The following is a 17,899-nucleotide window of genomic DNA, read 5'->3' as shown; positions in this document are numbered from 1 at the left end:
CGTACGCTTTCTCCTGCCAATGCCACGGAAATCATTGCTGGTGCTGAAGGGTGACGCGGTGGCACGGTGGAGGTCTGCGGACCACTGACCGACAAGGAGCTGCCGTGGACACCTCGAGCTATCTGGCCCTGCTGGGCGTGGCCGTGGTCCTGGCCCTCACCCCGGGACCCGACACCGTCCTGACCCTGGGCTGCGCCCTGCGGCAGCGCCGGGCCGGGATGCTGGCCGCCGCCGGGTCCGCGGTGGGGGTCTTCGCCTGGGCGGGGCTGGTCGCGGTGGGCGTGGCCGCCTTCCTGGACAGCTCCCCGGCCGCCTTCCAGGCTCTGCGGATCCTCGGGGGCGCCTACCTGTTCTACCTGGGCTACCGGGCGATCACCGCCCACGCTCCCGCCCCGGCCGCCGCCGTGCCGATGACCGTCGGCCTGGCACGGACCGCGGGGTCGACCGTCACCGCCGCCCCGGACCGCCGGGAGCCCTCCGGGCCGAGGGCGCGATCGGCGTTCGCCGCAGGGCTGGTGTGCTGCCTCACCAACCCGAAGACCGGGCTGTTCTTCCTGGCCCTGCTGCCCCAGTTCACCCCGCCCGGGGCCGGGGCGCTGTTCGTCGTGGTGGTGATGGGCGGGACGGTGGCGGCCACCATCGGGATCTACCTGCTCCTCGTGGCCCTGGCCGCCCACACCGCCGGCACCTGGCTCAACCGTCCCACCGTGGCCCGCAGGATCGAGCTCACCTCCGGGGCGGTCTTCGTGGCGCTGGGCCTGATGACCACCGTCCCCGTGCTCACCACCTGGATCTGAGCGGACTCCCCCGCGCGGCCGGCCGGAACGACCGGGGTGGAGGCACGGGCCACGTCGGCCGAACCGGTCCGTGTCGACCACCGGCACCGCCGCGCCGTCACGCTGGTTCCTCACGGCACGGGGAGGTTGACCTGCCGACCGGCCGACCGGATCATCGGCTGTGAACGGGCCACCGGACGCCCCATGGCGCTGCCCGTTCCGCACCTCCCGTCGGCCCCGGGGCACCAGAGAGGCATCCATGGACGTGATCGACCTGGCCCACATCACCTCGGCGACCACCGCGCTCGTCGGGGGCAAGGCCGTCGGTCTCGGAGCCCTCCTGTCCGCGGGCGAGCGCGTGCCGGACGGGTTCTGCCTGACCACCGAGGCCTACCGCTCGGGCGCCGTCCCCGAGCGGGCGGTGCTGACGGCCTACGAGCACCTCGGCGGTGGTCCCGTCGCCGTCCGCTCCAGCGCCACGGCCGAGGACCTGCCGGACGCCAGCTTCGCGGGCCAGCAGGACACCGTCCTCGACGTCGAGGGCGGGGACGCACTGCTCGAGGCCATCCGGCAGTGCTGGGACTCCGTGCACGGCGAGCGCGCCGTCGCCTACCGGGCCGGTCAGGGGCTGGAGACCGGCGACCTCGCGATGGCCGTCGTCGTGCAGCGCATGATCGCCCCGGCGGCCGCCGGGGTGATGTTCACGGCCAACCCGCTGACCGGCACCCGCACGGAGACCGTCATCGACGCGGTCCCGGGGCTGGGCACCGGCGTGGTGGACGGCACCATGGACACCGACCACTACGTCCTGCCCGGCCAGGGTCCGCTCCCCCGGACACAGGAGCACGGCTGCCTCTCCCCCGACCAGCTCCGCGAGCTCCAGGCGACCGGGCAGCGGGTGCAGCGCGCCCTCGGCAGCCCGCAGGACATCGAGTTCGCCTACGACGCCGAGGGCACGCTCTGGCTGCTGCAGTCCCGGCCCATCACCACGCTCTTCCCGCTCCCGGCCGGGACCGACCCGGTGCAGGGCGACCCGCGGGTCTACATGGAGGTCGGCCACATGCAGGGCCTGCGGCGCCCGGTCACCCCCATGGGCGTGTCCGTGCTGCGGGAGACGACCCGCCGCTGGCTGCAGATCATCGGCGTCGACGACGCCGTGGTCGATCCGTTCCTCGTCGAGATCGGCGGCCGGCTGTTCATGGACCTCACCGGCCTCGTCCGCAGCCCGCGCCTGCACTCCCGCGTCCCCGAGATGGTGCAGGTCTACGGTCCGGCCGTGGCGCGGGGCGTGCGGCGCGTCCTGGACGACCCCCGCTACGCGCCCCGTCCCGCCCGTCCCGGCCAGCGCGTGTTCTCCGCCGGTGCGACCGCGCGGGTGCTCCTGGCCACCGTGCCCGCCTCGCTGCTCGGCGCGCTGCGGGCCCTGGCCCGGCCCGCCGCCGCCCGCGAGCGCGCGTTCCACGAGCTCGAACAGGTCCGCCGGCAGCCCCGGACCGAACCGGCGGACACGGCGGAAAGGGTCCGTTCCGCCGCCGGGCTGCAGGACGCGACGATGACCGGACCGATGATGCGCTCCCTGCCGCCCCTGTGGGCGGCGCTCATCGCCCAGGGGGTGGCCGGCTGGCTGCTGGACGGCATCCTGCAGCCCGGCGAGCTGAACGCGACCCTGCGCGGGATGCCCCACAACGTCACCACCCAGATGGACCTGAAGCTCTGGTCCGTGGCCGAGGCCGCCCGCCCGCACCGCGATCTGCTGGTCGGCGCTGCCCCGGACGAGCTCGCCGCGCGCTTCTCGCGCGGCGAGCTGCCCGAGTTCGGCCTGTCGGCCTTCCTGGCGGAGTACGGGATCCGCGGCAGCGCCGAGATCGACGTCGGCTCCCCCCGGTGGGCCGACGACCCCACTCCCGTGTTCGCCGCCCTGGCCGGGTACCTGCAGGTGACCGACCCGGACCAGGCCCCGCCGGCCCGGTTCGCCCGCGCCGCCGTCGAGGCCGAGGCCGCCCTGGCTGACCTCGTCGCACGCGCCAGGCGCACCCGGCCGCTGCGGGCCCGCCTTGCCGGGTCCATGCTGCGCCGCAGCCGGGAGCTGGCCGGCCTGCGCGAGCTGCCGAAGTTCCTCTGGCTGACCCCGCTGGCCGAGGTGCGCCGGCAGCTGCTCGCCGCGGGGGCCGAGCTCACCGGGCGCGGCCTGCTGGAGCAGCCGGAGGACATCATGTTCCTGACCCTGGACGAGGCCCTCGACGCCTCGCACGGCGCGGACCTGCGCGCGGTGGTGACCGGTCGGCGCAGGGAGCACCACCGCGAGGCCCGACGGCGGCAGGTCCCCGGCCTGCTGCTGTCCGACGGCACGAACCCCCAGGCCCTGCCCGACGACACCGCGCCTGAGCACGGGCCGGACGTGCTGGTCGGCCAGCCGGCGGCCACCGGGATCGTGACCGGGCCGGTGCGGATCGTCCACCACCCGTCGGAGGCGAGGCTGCAGCCCGGTGACATCCTCGTCGCCCCGACCACCGACCCGGGCTGGACCCCGCTGTTCCTGACCCTCGGCGGACTCATCACGGAGACCGGCTCCACGATCGCCCACGGCCCGACTGTGGCCCGCGAGTACGGCATCCCGGCCGTCATCTGCGTGCCCGACGCCACCACCCTGCTGACCGAGGGGCAGGTGGTCACCATCGACGGCGCCACGGGTCTGATCCGGATGCACGGCACGGCCGGCGGTGCGCAGCCCCTGGACGACCCGGACGCACGAGCACATCGGGCCGGGCGACCGGGCCCGGCCGCACCCGGAGAATAGGCGCATGTCAGGACGGTTCGCGCAGGTGCCCGGCATCGAGGTCCCGCTCGAGACGCAGCGCACCACGTGGGTGCACACTTCGTGCTCGAGTCCCGCACGGCTCCGGACACCGGCATCGCCGCGATCTGGGCTCGTTGTTGCTGTTCTACTGGGTGGTGCGCAAGGGCATGACTGCCGGCATCGAGGACCCCTCGATCGGCACCCTCGAGGAGGCCGGCTGGGAGCAGCAGGCCGAGAACCCCTGGCAACGTCCGGATTGACCCGTCGTCAGCGGCTGTGCAGTTCTTCGGCGAGCATCACGATGATGCCGCTGGGGCCGCGGACATAGGCGAGCTTGTAGGCGTCCCCGTAGGTCCCTACCCCGCGCAGCGGGTGACAGCCGTGCCTCGCGGCGATCTCGAGGGCGTCGTCGATGTCGTCGACGGAAAAGGCGACGCGGTGCATGCCGATCTCGTGAGGCCGGGTGGGCTGTGTCTCGATCGCCTCCGGGTGGATGTACTCGAAGAGCTCGAGGCGACCGTTGCCGTCCGGGGTCTGGAGCATGGCGATGTTGACGTGGTTGCCGTCGAGACCGACGGCGGTGTCCGCCCACTCCCCGCTGACCGTGTCCCGGCCCAGGACGGTCAGTCCGAGGTCGGTGAAGAAGGCGATCGCCGCGTCGAGGTCACGGACGGCGATACCGACGTTCTCGAACTTGATGGACATGTGGTGCATCGTACCGAGCCGCGGCAATCCGGTCCTGCCGACGCGTCTTCATGTTCCGAAGGACGGACCCTCAACGGCGACTGCCGTGCAGCACCCGTCGGGAACCCGAGCTGCGGATCGCCATCGTGCTCATGGTCAGGGCCCGTAGACCAGTCCGACGACGAAGATCGCCACCGGAACGCAGAGCAGACCGAAGGCGACAGCCACAGCCCCCAGAATCTCCTTCTGCGCGCGGAATCCGGCAATGCCACCCACCAGTCCACTGACCGGGGGCAGCGCGAACGTCCACAGCGGCTTGGCCACTCCCGTGCCCTGCCAATCGAGGAGCATCAGCGTCAGCGCGGTGGAGACCGGGAAAGACGCCCAGGCGATCGTCGCCAGGATGCGCTTCCGCTTCTCGCGAACCGGAGCCTTCACCAAGAGTTGTCCCTCCTCTGCTCCACCGAGGGTGGAGTATTCGATGGAATCCGTGCGTGGCCCTCAGGACGGCATGGTCCCGCAGGAGTGCCGTGCGTCCGCAGCGGCATCCAGATGGCCGATCCCAGTATCCGGGGGTACAAGGCCGCTCCAGAGATGTCCAGATGGCGGGCGACCTGGGTGGCCGGCTCCCCGCCTCTAGATCAACTGTAGGGCGCTGCGGAACTGGGAGTCGGTGGAGATCGGGCGCACGCCCTGCCACAGACCCATCCGCCACACCCGACCGGCAGGACGTTGCCAACACCGCCGCCTCGTGCTTGTATGTAGATACGTTTTTGACCTAGATACAAGGTGGCCAGCATGGATGCGGATCAGTGGTCGGCGCAGGACCGGGGATGGGCTTCGCGCTACCGAACGGTGATGACGGGCAAGCACGTCCCGGAGTCCTCGCTCCAGGAACGTGAGCACGAGCTGCTCGACGCGGTCCGGGTGGCCCAGGTCTCTGCTGCCGAGCTCTTCGGTGATCCCACGGCACTGGCCACGGAAGATGCCGCTGAACTTGCGACAGTCGAGGAAGAGGTACGAACTTCCCTCGGCGCAGGGCTGCGGCCGGTACTGCAGGAGATCGGCGGCAGGCTGACGGGCATCAGCGCTGTCGCGGCGCTGCTCATGGTCCTGCGCCACGGGTGGTCCATCGACGTCGACATCACCCATGTGCTCGTCGCCGCCAGTGTGCTCCTGGCCTTCCTCGGGTGGGTGGTGCTTCGAGCTCTATTCGTTGCCGGCCGAGCGGGGGTGACGATCAGCGTCTCTGTCGTCCTCGGCGCGGTCGTCGTCGCGGGAATCGCCTTCGCGGCAAACCTGGGATCCGGGCACTACGCGGCACGCGATGTCCCCGTGGTACTGCTGGCCTCGGCGATGCTCACCCCCGGGGTGGTCCTGCTGGCGGTCTCCCAGCGGATGCCGCAACAGGTGCTTCGCCAGGAATGGAACGACGAGCAGTGGCTGCGTCGCTTCACCAGCGGGCTGCGCACCCGCCTGGTGCCCTCCAGATCCGTTCGGGACCACGTCACCGAGATCGAGCAGGCCCTGGAGCTGTCCGGCACCTCGGCCTACGCCGAGTTCGGGCACCCGCTGGTGCTGGCGCGCGATCTGGCCGCGACCCATCGGATCGCTCGGACACGGCGCTGGTGGGTCCTCACACTCGCCGGCACGCTCACACCCCTGGTCATCGCCGCCCTCATCGTCACCGCCCACAGCTGGGGGGCGCTGACGATCCCGGTCGCGCTGGCGTTCGTGCTGTCCGCGGCCGTGGTGCTGGGCACCGCTTGGGGCGACCGACCCTGGAGGGCGAGGCAATGACCCTCCCCGCGTGGCAGCGCGCATCCCTGCCGATGCTCCTCCTCCGTGTGCTCGCGGTGGCACCGCGGCACGGGTACGGGATCTCCCAGGCGCTCGTCTCGGCAGGACTTCAACCCATCAAGGGAGCTCAGCTCTATCCCGCCCTCGGACGGCTCGAAGACGATGGTGCGATCACCGCACGGTGGGAGCAGAGCGGACCGGGCCCCGCGCGGAAGGTCTACGCACTGACCACCGCAGGACTCGAACAGCTCCACGAACTGAACGACCAGTGGGAGGCCTTCATGACCGCGGTCGAAACCCTCGGCCGCCCCGACCCAGCCGCTACTGCCGATCAAGCACCCCCGGCCAAGACATAGCCACGCCAACGCCTGGGCCCATACCGGAACGAAACCTCAACGGTGACGTCGTTCTCGTGGGCAGTGACCGGCAGCGGGCCCTATGGGAAGCGGGGGGCGGCGTGGGCTGTGGCCTGGTTCAGCGCGGGCGGGATCGATCGACGATGCTGGCAGTGGCAGTGGCAGCGGCGACGGTCAGAGCACTCACCACTACCAGCGGCACCCAGGCCGCATGGGTGGTGGTGGCGCCGGCGGCAGCGGTGCCTGCTGAGCCTGCGGCGATCTTGAGCGCGCCCACCCAGATGAAGACCTGAACCCGGGACTCTACGGGTGCGTATTCGCTGCGCGCGGCCAGGGTGACCGCGAAGATCGGCAGCGTGGCCACGGAGAACGCGACCGTGATGGTGGGCCCGAGCATGCGGCGCAGCGGGCCGCACCTGTCGCGGCGAAGACGTATCGTGCCAGTGCTGCGCCCCGGCGATCTCGCCCTGGGAGAAGCCGGTTGTCAGGGTTGATCGTCGAGTCCGAGGTCGTCGACCACCCGGGCCACCCGATCGCGCTGCCCCTCGTCGAGGCCCTGCAGGGGCAGCGGAAGACAGGCCCTGGGGACCAGGTCCAGCTGCTCGGCGACCGCGGCCACGACCCGCAGGCTCCCGAACTCGCCGAACAGCTCCCACAGCGGTGCCAGCCGGTCGGAGGCGGCCACGGCCTCCTCGGCCCGTCCGGCCAGGGCGGCCCGGGCGATGCGCAGGGCCGGGTCCGGCAGGGTGCCGGCGAGGACCGAGTACCAGGCGTCGCAGCCGGCGCTCAGTCCGGCGGCGGCCGTGGCGTCCCCGGAGATGCCGATGCTCACGTGGGCCGGGACCACCGCGCGGATCTCGCGCACCCGCGCCCGGGCCTGCTGGGGGTCGGCGGGCACGCCGGGGATCTTGAGGGAGGCGATACCGGTCAGCTGCCCGATGCGGCCGTAGAGCTCGGTGCTGAAGGTGACGTGGGTGGTGCCCGGGTTGTCGTAGACGATCACCGGCACCGAGGAGTGCGCGGTGACGGTGTCGAAGAGCCCGACCACGTCGTCGTCGGTCAGCGGCTGATAGCTCATCGGGGCCAGCAGCACCGCGGCGGCTCCGGCCTGCTGGGCGTGCTCGAGATGGGTGAGGACCTGGGAGGTGCGCAGGGCCCCGATGCCGACGAACACCGGGACGTCCCCGGCGTGCTCGACGGCCAGGTGGGCGACACGGCGTCGTTCCTCGGTGCTGAGGTAGGCGTAGGAACCGGTGGAGCCCAGGGCGGTGATGGAGTCCACCTGCGCCGCCGCCAGCCGTCGGATCAGGCCCGCGAACGCGGACTCGTCCACCGCATCGTTGGCCAGGGGTGTGAGGGGGAAGGCGCTCAGGCCGGTGAACATGGTGCTGTCTCCTTCGGTGGCACGGATGGCGGATCGCGGCGGCACCGCCGTGGGGGAAGGGCGACGAATGGTCATGACGGGTCTCCTGGGGTGTGCCGGTCGCCGGCAGTGAGCAGGCGGCGAGCGCTCCGCACATCGGGGCCGAGGTCGGCCAGGCGGGTGGCGAGGTCCTCGGCGGCGGCGTACCGGGCCTCGTCCGTCATGGGCGCCAGGGCGTCGACGATGAACAGGGCCGTGGTGGTGTCCTCACGCAACTGGGGGCGCCGTCCCTGGCGCCAGTTCCAGCGCCGGCAGGTCACCCCGGCCTCGTCGCACCACACCACCTCGCCCGGTTCGGGGTGCTCGATCACCGGTACACCGCCGGCCACCGTGTCGAAGGGCTCTTGGCCGGTGGCGCGCACCAGCCGCGGCGCCCCGTGGTAGCCGGTCAGGGCACGGGCGGTGGCGGCCTCGGCTTCCTGCAGCAACGCCTCACCGGCCGCGTCACTGGGGCGCGGGATCAGCCCGTCGACGGCCAGCAGCACGGCCCGGTAGTCCGGGCGCAGCGCGAACACCTCGGCCTCGACCCAGGCCTCCTCGAGCAACCGCTCCAGCGTGTTCGGTTCAGTCACGGGAATCCTCCTGGTGGTGTCCCGGGCCCACGCCCGGTTCGCAGACGGTCAGCGAGAACCGGGCCGGCCCGGCACCCGTGCTGGCGACCGGCCCTGTCGCGATCCCCCAGGTCGAGGGATCGAAGGATGCCGGACATAGGCTGGCGTCATCATGTCGATCATCATTGTCCGCGACCAGCAGTCACCCGCAGGGCCGCTACGCCGCACAGCCCCCGCTGAGGCGCGCCACGAGGGCGGGGCCGTCGTCACGGGCCACGATCGATGGTGAACAACTCGGTCTGGCGGGCGCCGGGGATGCCGCTGATGCTGACGATGACCGCCCTGGGCTTCTCGGGGTATGCCGCGCTGCTGGCCGTCGCGCCACTGTGGGCGGTGCACGGCGGCGCCGACACCGCCGGCGCGGGGCTGGTCAACGGCGTGCTCATGCTCTTCACCGTACTCACCCAGCTGTTCGTCCCCAGGGCCCTGCGCCGCTTCGGCTGGGCGCCGGTCCTCGTGACGGGCATGCTCCTGCTGGGACTGCCCGCCCTGGCCCACGGCGTCAGTGACGCCCTGGGGCCGACCCTGGTGCTCTCCGCCGTGCGCGGGCTCGGATTCGGCGTACTGACCGTGACCGGCAGTGCCCTGGTGGCCGAGCTGGTGGAGCCACAGCGGCGCGGGAAGGCGATCGGTGCCTACGGCCTGGCGATCGCGGGACCGCAGATCCTGTTCCTGTCGGCGGGACCCTGGATCGCCGAACAGCTCGGATTCTGGGTCGTGTTCACCCTGGCAGCCCTGCCCGTTGTCGCCGTCGTGCCCGCGATCGGTCTGGCCCGGATGCTGGACGGCGTCCCGGAGGGGGACGAGGAGGAAGAGCGTGCGCCCTACCTGCGCCTTCTCCCTCCGATGGCGCTGCTGACCGGAGTCACCCTGGCCGGCGGCGCGCTGATCACCTTCATGGCCCAGATGAGCAGCAGTGCCGCGCTGACCGCCCTGGCGCTGCTGCTGATGAACCTCGCCGCCGCACTCACCCGTTGGCGGATCGGCGCACTGTCCGACAGGTACGGCCCACGCCGGTTCATCGCGCCGCTGGTGCTGCTGACCACGGCCGGCATGACGACCATCGCCTGGGCGGTCCGCGATCCCCAGGCCACCGAGGCCCCGATGTTGATGATCGGAGCAGCGATGGTGGGCACCAGCTACGGCGGCCTGCAGAACCTCACCCTGGTCGTGACCTTCCACGCCGTCAGCCGGCCGCACTACGGCACGGCCAGCGCGGTGTGGAACATCGGCTTCGACATCGGGACCGGTCTCGGGTCGGTCCTGGTGGGCATGGTCGCCGCAGGGACCTCGTTCAGCACCGCGCTGCTGATCACGGGTGCGATCTCACTGCTGACTCTGCCGCTCGCGCTGCGGCGTCGCACCGCCGGGCCGCAGGTGAACTGATGCCTCAGACACTTCTGGCGCGGACGAGGAACCCCGGGTTCTTGCGGTGGTTGCAACACTGAGCGTTGGGGGTGGTGTTGTGGGTGGGTACTCGATCTTGATCAGGCCGGATCTGCTCCAGGTGTTTTGGGAGCGGATGCAGGCCGGGGAGTTCATCACCGGGGCGGTGGCAGCTATCCGTACAAGCCGGCGCACCGGGGCCCGGGTCCTGGAGGAGGCCGGTGGGGTGCGGCCACGCCGCGGACGCGACCTCAAGGGCCGGTGCCTGAGCTTCGCCGAGCGGGAGGAGATCGCCCTGTTGCGCGTTCAGGGACAGTCTTTGCGGCAGATCGGGGCGGCGATCGGCCGATCACCGTCGACGATCTCTCGAGAGCTGCGACGTAACGCCACCGCCCAAGGCGGCTATCGGGCCACGACAGCGCACGTGCTGGCCTATGAAAGAGCAGCGCGCCCGAAGCCAGCGAAGCTGCACACCCATCCCGAGGTGCGTGCGATCGTCGTGAGAGACCTCGCCAAGAAGTATTCGCCGGAGCAGATCGCTGGGCGCCTGCGACGAGAATTCCCCGACAAGCCGGAGATGTGGGTGTCGACCGAGACGATCTACCAGTCCCTCTACGTGCAGTCCCGTGGGGCCCTGAAACAGGAGCTGACCCGATACCTGCGCACCGGACGAGCTGTGCGCCGGCCCTGCCGCAAGGCCGGGCAACGCAAGAACCGGGTCCCGGACATGATCAACATCAGCGACCGGCCCGCTGAGGCCAAGGACCGCGCAGTGCCGGGCCATTGGGAGGGTGACCTGATCATTGGCAAGAACAATCAGAGCGCCATCGGAACCCTGGTGGAACGCACCACCAACTACACGATGCTTGTTCACCTGCCCGAGGGTTACAAACCCGAACAGGTCCGTGACGGGCTGGCCGCGAAGATCAAGACACTGCCGGAGGCGCTGCGACGGTCGCTGACCTGGGATCAAGGCACGGAAATGCGCGACTGGAAGCAGGTGCGGGTGGACGCCGGGATCGAGATCTTCTTCTGCGACCCACACTCGCCCTGGCAACGCGGTATCAACGAGAACACCAACGGCCTTTTGCGCCAATACTTCCCGAAAGGCGCCGACCTCTCAGCGTTCACTGCCGCAGAGCTCGACGCGGTCGCCGAGGAGCTCAACGACCGTCCCCGCAAACGCCTAGAGTTCCAGAAACCGATCGAAGTGATCGGCGACCTGCTGTTGCAATGACCACCAGAATCCGCCGAACCCCCACTGCAACGTTGGTCCGCCGCCGACCGGGCCGCAGGCAACGCGGCGATCTCTCTCGCCGTCTCATGTCCGGGGCGCCGACCCATGGTGCTCGTATGGACGTGGTGGGGTGGGCGGGCGGATCACCGTCGGTAGGTCTGGATGACTTGGGAGTCGTCCTTCCGGTCCCAGCCGGCGTCCTTGGCGGCCTGGTATCTCGCCTGGGCGGCGCTGATCATCGGGGCGTCGAAGCCGATCTCGTCGGCGATGTCCTTCACCAGGGTCGAGTCCTTCACGAAGATGCCGATGGTGCTCGTCACCTCGGCGTCCAGGCCCTGCAGCATGCGCGGGCCGCGGTCGGAGAGCATCCAGGACCCCCCGGCACCGCCGGCGACGGCGGGCAGCACCCTCTCCGGGTCCAGTCCGAGCTCCTCCGCGAGCGCGAGTGCCTCGGCGGCGGCCACGATGTGCACCGAGCACAGCAGCTGGTTGACCGCTTTGTAGGCCTGGCCCTGGCCGATCTCCGGGCCGCAGTCGATGATCGCCCCCAGTGCGTCGAGGACCGGCCGCACGTCGTCGATCGTGGTGGGGTCGCCGGCGGCGAACAGGCTGAGCTCCCCGGTGAGCGCGCGGGCTACTCCGCCGGTGACGGGAACGTCGAGCACGCTCACCGCAGGTTGGGCCGCGGCGGCCACCTCACGCACCGCACGGGGGCCGACGGTGCTCATCACCACCAGGACGCTGCCGGCCGGCATCTGCCGGAGCACTCCTGCCTCGCCCAGGGTGGCCGCCCGCAGCTGCTCCGGTGTGGCGACCATGCACACGACGACGTCGGCCGCGGCCGCGGATTCCGGGGTCTCCTCGGCGCGCAGGCCCCGTGCGGTGGCCTTCGCCCGCTGCTCGGCGAACGGGTCGACACCGGTGACGTCGAATCAGGCTTCGAGGAGCTGCTCGGCCATGGGCAGGCCGATGGCTCCGATTCCGATGAAGGTGATCCGGGGCGGTGGAACGGGTGACATGGGAGCCTCCTGAGGGCGTGAGGGGCAGGGCGGACTCAGATGAACAGGTCGAGCAGCAGGCACACACCCAGACCGATCACGGCGAAGGTGGACTGGGCGAGCGTGTAGATCTTGAACGTGCCCTTGGTGGTGAACCCGAGCATCTGCTTGAAGATCCAGAAGGTGTTGTCCGTGACGTGGGCGCCGAACGCGGCGCCGGTGCCGGCGGCCAGCAGGATCAGGATCGGCGCGGCCTCGATGGAGCCCATGATCGGGGCGAGCAGGGTCGCCGCGGTGATCGCGGCCACCGAGGCCGATCCCTGGGCGATGCGCAGGACGGCGGCCACGGTCCAGGTGAGCAGCACCGGGATCGCGGCGTTGGCCTGGAACAGGGCGGCCATCATGTCGCCGATGCCGACCTCGGTGATCACCTGGCCCAGGGACCCGGCCACGCCGGTGAACAGGAGGATCGAGCCGGAGGTCTGGGCACCCCGGGTGAGCAGGTCGTCGATGCCGTCGCGGGTCACGGCGGGGACCGCCAGGACGATGCCGATGAGCAGGCCGATGAGCAGGGCGACGACGGGGCTGCCGAGGAAGCCGAGGACGGGGACTTCCTGGCCGATGAGTCCGGTGACGGTGTCCAGGATGATGAGCAGGATCGGCACGATCACGGGGAGCATGGCGACGACCAGTGGCATCTGCCGGGTCGGGGCGGTCACGGTCAGGGTGCCCGCCGAGGTGCCGGCGACCTCGGTGGTGCCCACGGTGGTGGGGCCCGTCTCGCGCTGGGTCTCGAGGCGGGCGCGTTCCTCCTCGATCGACTCGCCGAAGATGGAGTCGTCGAAGCTGTGGTCCTGGTCCGTGGCGGGGTCGAAGATCTTCCGCATCATCAGGTCGTGCACGAAGATGCTGGAGATGATGAAGAAGATGCCCAGGGGGATGCCCCAGATCAGCATGGTGCCGATCTCCACGCCGAGTGGTCCGGCGACGGCGATCGCCGCCACACCGGGTACCACGATGAGCAGCCCGACCTCGAGGCCGATGGCCAGTGAACCGGCCAGGGTGGCGATGCTCTTGCCGGTGCGCTTGGCGATGGCACCGGCGATCGGGGCGAGGATGACCAGGGCGACGTCGAAGTAGATCGACGGGAAGATGATGCCCGAGGTCAGTCCCAGGACGTAGGGCGACCGCTTGGGCCCGACGAGTTTCAGCAGCCCGTCGACGACACGCTGCATCGTGCCGGTGGCCGTCAGCGTGGTGCCGATCATGACGCCGAAGCCGATGATCAGGCCCACTTCGGCCATCAGCGCCCCGAAGCCGGCATTGACGGCGGCCACTGATTCGGTGAAGCCGAGCCCGGCGGCGACGCCCAGGTACAGTGCGCCGACGACGAGTGCGACGACGGGGTTGATCTTCGCCCAGACGATCATCAGGACGATGCCGATGACCGAGATGGCGAGATGGACCAGGACGAGCGTGTCCATGTCTGCTCCTCTGTGGATGACGCCGGACGGACCGGCAAGCGGATGGTGGTCGGGTCACACGGGCGGTGCTCCGCATGACGGAGGCGAGCAGGGCCGTGGCAGGCCGCAGCGACCGGTGATCGGGCTTCACTGCACCGAAACACCGCCGCCTGACCCGACCGGTCCTACCACCCGAGAGCGGCGGTTCCCGGCACGGGCTCGGGCGGACGCATATCTGTCCTCGGCCGGCTCACCACTGACCACGACTTCAGTTGACTGTTAACAGTCAACTGCTGTTGCTGGAAGTGTGGCACAGAGCACACACGAGACGCAATGATTGATCGACGAGATGGGATAGGTCCATCCAGCCCTGGTGACGGGCTTCTCCGGTTGCGGGGGGCGGCCCCTCCGGCAAACCTCCGCATGATGCCGCCCAAGAAGCCCATCGGTTCCCCGGCGCAGGCGGGAGCCGCAGCCAGAGCCGCAACCGGGCGAAGACCGGCAGCACAGCCGTGGCCCGCTGGACAGGGCGGACAGGCCGAAGTCGGCCGATGGGTCTGGCAGGCCCACCGTCAGGGTCCACGACGGGCTGGAGCACCAGCTCCCTGGGTCAGAAGGGCTGACAGCCGTGCGAGTTGCGGACGGCATACGGAGCCGTGCGATGTCTCCGGCCCGCAATATGCCGCGCGGGGGGATGACATGGCGCAGTTCGCGGGGTGCTGGTGCGGATCCGTCCGGGCTCGTCCGACCGCCCCCGTAGACAGAGGGGCTCGCGTCGACCGGTCAGCTCAGTTTCGGCGAGACGTCATCCGGTTCCGGGCCGTCGGCCCCCGGCTGGGCATCGCAGTGCCCGGGCCTGCGAGTCCGAGGCGATCGGCCGGAGGCGGCACCTCGACAGCCGGTGCTCAGGAGACGAGGTTGGCCGCGGCTTCGTCCATGTGGGAGAGCATGTAGTCGGCGGCTGCCGGGGCGTCCCCGGCCGCGATGACATCGACGATGGCGGTGTGCCGGTCCACGCGCATGTTGCCCACGGCCCGGTCCATGCCGGCCCACATGAACGACATCCGGATCGACCCCTCCAGGGCCTGCCACGAGTGCAGGAGCATGGCGTTGTCCGTGAGGCGGCACAGCGTTCGGTGGAAGTTCAGGTCCGCCTCGATCCGCTCCTCCAACGTGTGGCCGACGGCTTCATCCATGGCCCGCACCGCGTCACGCAGTGTGGCCACGGCCGCATCGCGATGCTCCGCTCGGCTGAGCGTGCGCACGGCCAGGGACTCGAGGGCCGCCCGGACGGCGAAGATGTCGACGATCTCCTTGGCATCCAGACTGCGCACGGACAGCCGGCCACGGGCTCCGGCGGCGATCAGCCCCTCCTGCTGGAGCTGGCGCATGGCCTCACGCAGGGTGCCCCGGCTGATCTGCAGCTGCTCGGACAGCTCCGTCTCCACCAGGTGGGTGCCCGGGGGCAGCTCGCCGGTGGTGATGGCCCGACGCAGCGCCGTCAGAGCCTGCTGGCGCAGGTTCACCTTGGCCAGTCCGGCCAGGGCCGCTGTCTGAGAGGTCATCGTGGTCATCCTTCGGAAGCTGGAGGTGGACTGGTCGGACGCGGCGGGGGCACCGCCGCCTCCTGCCGCGCGTTGAACGGAACCCCGGAAGTGTCGGCCCGGTCGGCTCCGCTGACGACATCAGTGCCATGAACGTACCGCCGCACAGTGACTGCGACTCACCCCTCGATCATACGGGCCCGGTTAACCGTTGACCGAGCCGGATGTGCGGGGGCGGCACTTCTCCGGGAGGATCAAGATGTCATCTTTTCTGTTGACTGTTAACAGTTGAACGGCGTACTGTGATGCCAACCACAGACCGTGTCGACAGGCACCAGTTCCGCGGCCACCAGGACGCCGTATCGCGCGACCGGCTGATCCGACCACCACCACATGAGGGGAAACCCATGCAGCCAACGACTGATATCGCTCCGGTCGAGCCCGAGCGTCTGACCCGGATCAAGGAGGCGGCCTTCCGCATCCGGACCAACGCACTGATCCAGGGCGAGGTGCAGGGGCAGGGCTACATCGGCCAGGCCCTGGACATCGCCGACGTCCTGGCGGTGCTCTACGCCGACCAGCTGAACCTGCGCCCGGAGGACCCGGAGTGGGAGGGCCGGGACCGGTGCCTGCTCTCGATCGGCCACTACGCCATCGCCCTGTACGCCGCCCTGGCCGAGGCGAAGTTCCTGCCGCTGGAGGAGCTGGAGACCTACGCGACCGACGACTCCCGGCTGCCGATGTCGGCGATGGCGTCCTACACGCCGGGGGTGGAGATCTCCGGGGGGTCCCTGGGCCACGGCCTGGTGGTCGCCAACGGCGTGGCCCTGGGGCTCAAGCGCAAGAACAACCCGGCGTTCGTCTACAACATCCTCTCCGACGGAGAGCTCAACGAGGGCTCCACCTGGGAGGCCGCCGCCGTGGCCGCCCACCACGAGCTCGACAACCTGATCGCGATCGTGGACTTCAACGACCAGCAGGCCGACGGCAAGAGCCAGGACATGCTCGGCATGGAGCCGATCGAGGGCAAGTTCGAGGCCTTCGGCTGGATCATCCGCCGGGTCGACGGCAACGACGTCGCCGCCGTCCTGACCGCCCTGGAAGAACTGCGGACCATCGAGGCGAACCAGCCGCGGTGCCTGATCGCCAACACCAAGCTCGGCAAGGGCGTGGACTTCCTGGAGAACCGCGAGAAGCTGCACTTCATGACCGTCGCCGCCGACGAGTGGCAGAAGGCCCACGACCGACTGAAGGAGTCGTCCCAGGCATGAACACCACCCCGAACACCGCCACCCAGAAGAAGCGGCTGACCTCGGACGCGATGAGCGCCTCCCTGGCCCGGGAAGGGCAGCGGACCACCGCCGCTCCCCTGGGCCACGCCCTGGTGGAGCTCGCCGAACGCGACGACCGGGTCGTGGGCCTGTCGGCCGATCTGGCCAAGTACACCGACCTGCACATCCTGCGCGACGCGATGCCCGACCGGTTCTACCAGGTCGGCATGGCCGAGCAGGCCCTGCTCGGGGCCGCCGCCGGGCTGGCCATGGAGGGCTTCGTGCCCTTCGCCTCCACCTACTCCGTGTTCGCGACGCGCCGGGCCTACGACTTCCTGTGCCTGGACATCGCCGAGGCGAACCTCAACGTGAACATGGTCTGCGCCCTGCCCGGGCTCACCACCGGCTACGGGCCCTCCCACCAGGCCACCGAGGACGTGGCGATCCTGCGGGGAATGCCCAACCTCACGATCGTGGACCCCTGCGATGCGGTGGACATCGAGCAGGCCGTCGCCCAGCTGGCCGCCCACGACGGACCCACCTACATGCGGATCCTGCGCGGGAAGGTCCCGCGGGTGCTCGACGAGTACGACTACACCTTCGAGCTCGGCAAGGCCAAGCTGATCCGCGACGGGGCCGAGGTCCTGCTGATCTCCACCGGCCTGATGACCGAACGCGCCCTGGAAGCCGCCAAGGCCCTGGAGGCCGACAAGGTGGACGTCGCCGTGCTGCACGTGCCCACCCTCAAGCCCCTCGACGAGGCCACCATCCTGGCCGAGCTCGCCAAGGACCGGCTGGTGCTCACCTGCGAGAACCACACCGTCATCGGAGGCCTCTTCGACGCGGTCGCCCACACCGCCGTCCGCGACGGCGTCCTGCGGCAGATCACCCCCATCGGGCTGCCCGACGAGTTCCTCGACGCCGGCGCCCTGCCCACCCTCAACGACCGCTACGGGGTCTCCACGACCAAGATCGCCGAGAAGGTCAGGACGCTGCTCCACCCGCGGCACACGGAACGCGTGGACTGAGCACGGCACCGAGCAGCACGGCACAGCGGTGGGGGCCGGACGGAGAACTTCTCCGTCCGGCCCCCACCGCTGTCGTTGCCCGGACCTCAGATGCTGCGCCGATCTCGCGACCCGTCCGATCCGGCCGACCGGCAACTCACCGCCCCGCGGTTCCCAGAGCGCCGAGCACGGCGCCTCTCCTGCCACGGTGCGGGAGGCCGGACCCGGTCAGCGCGGCAGCCTCCACACGGTGTGCCCGGAGGCCTCGACCATCATCCGATCTCGAAGTCTTCCGTCGAGGACCCACAGCACTCCCAGCCGGGGACAGACCGCGTCGACCTCTCCGCGGCAGTGGACCGTGTCCCAGGTCCGGATCTCGACGACGTCACCGACACGGAGGTCGGACACGGCACGGATCTGCACACCCGTCCCGGACGGGCGGCCCAGGGCGGCGGCGGAGCGGGGCTGGACGGGGCGAAGCATGGGTTCTCCTGGGTATGGTTCCGCCGCCTCCCCGCAGGTGCGGGGAGGCGGCGGGCACGTGGC

At 70.4% G+C, this 17,899-nt stretch carries 18 protein-coding genes; 9 read left to right on the top strand and 9 right to left on the bottom strand.

Annotated elements, in window-relative coordinates; all coding sequences use genetic code 11:
* Window positions 1-104 precede the first annotated feature (104 nt).
* From EQG70_RS09120 to EQG70_RS18750, 3 genes are all read left to right on the top strand, one after another.
* The gene (locus EQG70_RS09120) at window positions 105-797 is read left to right on the top strand and encodes a LysE family translocator (protein ID WP_167508877.1); all 693 of its coding nucleotides are present in this window, start codon (window positions 105-107) and stop codon (window positions 795-797) included.
* Between the two features lie 238 nt (window positions 798-1,035).
* Window positions 1,036-3,573, top strand: a complete 2,538-nt coding sequence (locus tag EQG70_RS09115; RefSeq protein ID WP_109269128.1) for a PEP/pyruvate-binding domain-containing protein — start codon at window positions 1,036-1,038, stop codon at window positions 3,571-3,573.
* A gap of 137 nt (window positions 3,574-3,710) precedes the next feature.
* The gene (locus tag EQG70_RS18750) at window positions 3,711-3,833 is read left to right on the top strand and encodes a hypothetical protein (RefSeq protein WP_258299856.1); all 123 of its coding nucleotides are present in this window, start codon (window positions 3,711-3,713) and stop codon (window positions 3,831-3,833) included.
* Between the two features lie 7 nt (window positions 3,834-3,840).
* On the opposite strand, the gene EQG70_RS09110 is transcribed toward EQG70_RS18750, so the two are convergent.
* Together EQG70_RS09110 and EQG70_RS09105 are read right to left on the bottom strand one after the other, a co-directional pair.
* Window positions 3,841-4,278 (bottom strand): VOC family protein, encoded by a 438-nt coding sequence (locus EQG70_RS09110; RefSeq protein WP_035928799.1) that lies wholly within the window; start codon window positions 4,276-4,278, stop codon window positions 3,841-3,843.
* 135 nt (window positions 4,279-4,413) lie between these two features.
* On the bottom strand, window positions 4,414-4,695 hold the full coding sequence (locus EQG70_RS09105) for a hypothetical protein (protein WP_035928606.1): 282 nt from the start codon (window positions 4,693-4,695) through the stop codon (window positions 4,414-4,416).
* Between the two features lie 360 nt (window positions 4,696-5,055).
* Between EQG70_RS09105 and EQG70_RS09100 the strand changes: the two genes are divergently transcribed.
* Together EQG70_RS09100 and EQG70_RS09095 are read left to right on the top strand one after the other, a co-directional pair.
* Window positions 5,056-6,057, top strand: coding sequence for a hypothetical protein (locus EQG70_RS09100; RefSeq protein ID WP_109269127.1), 1,002 nt, complete (start codon window positions 5,056-5,058; stop codon window positions 6,055-6,057).
* Window positions 6,054-6,413, top strand: a complete 360-nt coding sequence (locus EQG70_RS09095) for a PadR family transcriptional regulator (protein WP_035928611.1) — start codon at window positions 6,054-6,056, stop codon at window positions 6,411-6,413. Before EQG70_RS09100 ends, EQG70_RS09095 begins: the two co-directional genes overlap by 4 nt.
* A gap of 118 nt (window positions 6,414-6,531) precedes the next feature.
* Here the strand turns inward: EQG70_RS09095 and EQG70_RS09090 are convergent, their stop codons facing one another.
* The 3 genes from EQG70_RS09090 to EQG70_RS09080 form a co-directional block, all read right to left on the bottom strand.
* On the bottom strand, window positions 6,532-6,810 hold the full coding sequence (locus EQG70_RS09090; RefSeq protein WP_109269126.1) for a hypothetical protein: 279 nt from the start codon (window positions 6,808-6,810) through the stop codon (window positions 6,532-6,534).
* Window positions 6,811-6,897: 87 nt separating this feature from the next.
* Window positions 6,898-7,797 carry a dihydrodipicolinate synthase family protein gene (locus tag EQG70_RS09085; protein WP_035928617.1) on the bottom strand — a complete coding sequence of 300 codons (900 nt, stop codon included), beginning with the start codon at window positions 7,795-7,797 and terminating at the stop codon, window positions 6,898-6,900.
* A 71-nt stretch (window positions 7,798-7,868) separates the two neighbouring features.
* On the bottom strand, window positions 7,869-8,408 hold the full coding sequence (locus tag EQG70_RS09080) for a phenylalanine--tRNA ligase beta subunit-related protein (protein WP_161976680.1): 540 nt from the start codon (window positions 8,406-8,408) through the stop codon (window positions 7,869-7,871).
* 303 nt (window positions 8,409-8,711) lie between these two features.
* Between EQG70_RS09080 and EQG70_RS09075 the strand changes: the two genes are divergently transcribed.
* Both EQG70_RS09075 and EQG70_RS09070 read left to right on the top strand, forming a co-directional pair.
* Window positions 8,712-9,833, top strand: a complete 1,122-nt coding sequence (locus tag EQG70_RS09075) for an MFS transporter (RefSeq protein WP_244296698.1) — start codon at window positions 8,712-8,714, stop codon at window positions 9,831-9,833.
* Between the two features lie 136 nt (window positions 9,834-9,969).
* Window positions 9,970-11,070 (top strand): IS30 family transposase, encoded by a 1,101-nt coding sequence (locus EQG70_RS09070; RefSeq protein ID WP_255219435.1) that lies wholly within the window; start codon window positions 9,970-9,972, stop codon window positions 11,068-11,070.
* Between the two features lie 143 nt (window positions 11,071-11,213).
* Here the strand turns inward: EQG70_RS09070 and EQG70_RS09065 are convergent, their stop codons facing one another.
* The 3 genes from EQG70_RS09065 to EQG70_RS09055 all read right to left on the bottom strand — a co-directional run bounded on the left by EQG70_RS09065 (window position 11,214) and on the right by EQG70_RS09055 (window position 15,096).
* Window positions 11,214-11,942 carry an NAD(P)-dependent oxidoreductase gene (locus EQG70_RS09065; RefSeq protein WP_244296721.1) on the bottom strand — a complete coding sequence of 243 codons (729 nt, stop codon included), beginning with the start codon at window positions 11,940-11,942 and terminating at the stop codon, window positions 11,214-11,216.
* A gap of 182 nt (window positions 11,943-12,124) precedes the next feature.
* Window positions 12,125-13,552 (bottom strand): GntP family permease, encoded by a 1,428-nt coding sequence (locus EQG70_RS09060; protein WP_017832228.1) that lies wholly within the window; start codon window positions 13,550-13,552, stop codon window positions 12,125-12,127.
* Window positions 13,553-14,436: 884 nt separating this feature from the next.
* Window positions 14,437-15,096, bottom strand: a complete 660-nt coding sequence (locus EQG70_RS09055) for a GntR family transcriptional regulator (RefSeq protein WP_017832227.1) — start codon at window positions 15,094-15,096, stop codon at window positions 14,437-14,439.
* Window positions 15,097-15,482: 386 nt separating this feature from the next.
* Here EQG70_RS09055 and EQG70_RS09050 point away from each other — a divergent pair, with 386 nt between their 5' ends.
* Complete coding sequence (locus EQG70_RS09050) at window positions 15,483-16,346, top strand: transketolase (RefSeq protein ID WP_109269304.1); 864 nt, start codon at window positions 15,483-15,485, stop codon at window positions 16,344-16,346.
* A complete protein-coding gene (locus tag EQG70_RS09045) occupies window positions 16,343-17,374 on the top strand; it encodes a transketolase family protein (RefSeq protein WP_017832225.1) in 1,032 nt (343 codons plus the stop codon). Before EQG70_RS09050 ends, EQG70_RS09045 begins: the two co-directional genes overlap by 4 nt.
* A 207-nt stretch (window positions 17,375-17,581) precedes the next feature.
* On the opposite strand, the gene EQG70_RS09040 is transcribed toward EQG70_RS09045, so the two are convergent.
* Complete coding sequence (locus EQG70_RS09040) at window positions 17,582-17,836, bottom strand: hypothetical protein (RefSeq protein ID WP_017832224.1); 255 nt, start codon at window positions 17,834-17,836, stop codon at window positions 17,582-17,584.
* Window positions 17,837-17,899: the final 63 nt, after the last annotated feature.

This window comes from Kocuria rosea (genome assembly GCF_006094695.1).
Classification (GTDB): domain Bacteria; phylum Actinomycetota; class Actinomycetes; order Actinomycetales; family Micrococcaceae; genus Kocuria; species Kocuria rosea.
This window is presented reverse-complemented; position numbering and strand designations above follow the sequence as displayed.

Coding starts and splice junctions, on each gene's coding strand:
- EQG70_RS09045 (WP_017832225.1), top strand. CDS start 16,343: ATGAACACCACCCCGAACACCGCCACCCAGAAGAAGCGGCTGACCTCG.
- EQG70_RS09100 (WP_109269127.1), top strand. CDS start 5,056: ATGGATGCGGATCAGTGGTCGGCGCAGGACCGGGGATGGGCTTCGCGC.
- EQG70_RS09050 (WP_109269304.1), top strand. CDS start 15,483: ATGCAGCCAACGACTGATATCGCTCCGGTCGAGCCCGAGCGTCTGACC.
- EQG70_RS09115 (WP_109269128.1), top strand. CDS start 1,036: ATGGACGTGATCGACCTGGCCCACATCACCTCGGCGACCACCGCGCTC.
- EQG70_RS09085 (WP_035928617.1), bottom strand. CDS start 7,797: ATGTTCACCGGCCTGAGCGCCTTCCCCCTCACACCCCTGGCCAACGAT.
- EQG70_RS09040 (WP_017832224.1), bottom strand. CDS start 17,836: ATGCTTCGCCCCGTCCAGCCCCGCTCCGCCGCCGCCCTGGGCCGCCCG.
- EQG70_RS09075 (WP_244296698.1), top strand. CDS start 8,712: ATGCTGACGATGACCGCCCTGGGCTTCTCGGGGTATGCCGCGCTGCTG.
- EQG70_RS09070 (WP_255219435.1), top strand. CDS start 9,970: ATGCAGGCCGGGGAGTTCATCACCGGGGCGGTGGCAGCTATCCGTACA.
- EQG70_RS09095 (WP_035928611.1), top strand. CDS start 6,054: ATGACCCTCCCCGCGTGGCAGCGCGCATCCCTGCCGATGCTCCTCCTC.
- EQG70_RS09055 (WP_017832227.1), bottom strand. CDS start 15,096: ATGACCTCTCAGACAGCGGCCCTGGCCGGACTGGCCAAGGTGAACCTG.
- EQG70_RS09090 (WP_109269126.1), bottom strand. CDS start 6,810: ATGCTCGGGCCCACCATCACGGTCGCGTTCTCCGTGGCCACGCTGCCG.
- EQG70_RS09060 (WP_017832228.1), bottom strand. CDS start 13,552: ATGGACACGCTCGTCCTGGTCCATCTCGCCATCTCGGTCATCGGCATC.
- EQG70_RS09110 (WP_035928799.1), bottom strand. CDS start 4,278: ATGTCCATCAAGTTCGAGAACGTCGGTATCGCCGTCCGTGACCTCGAC.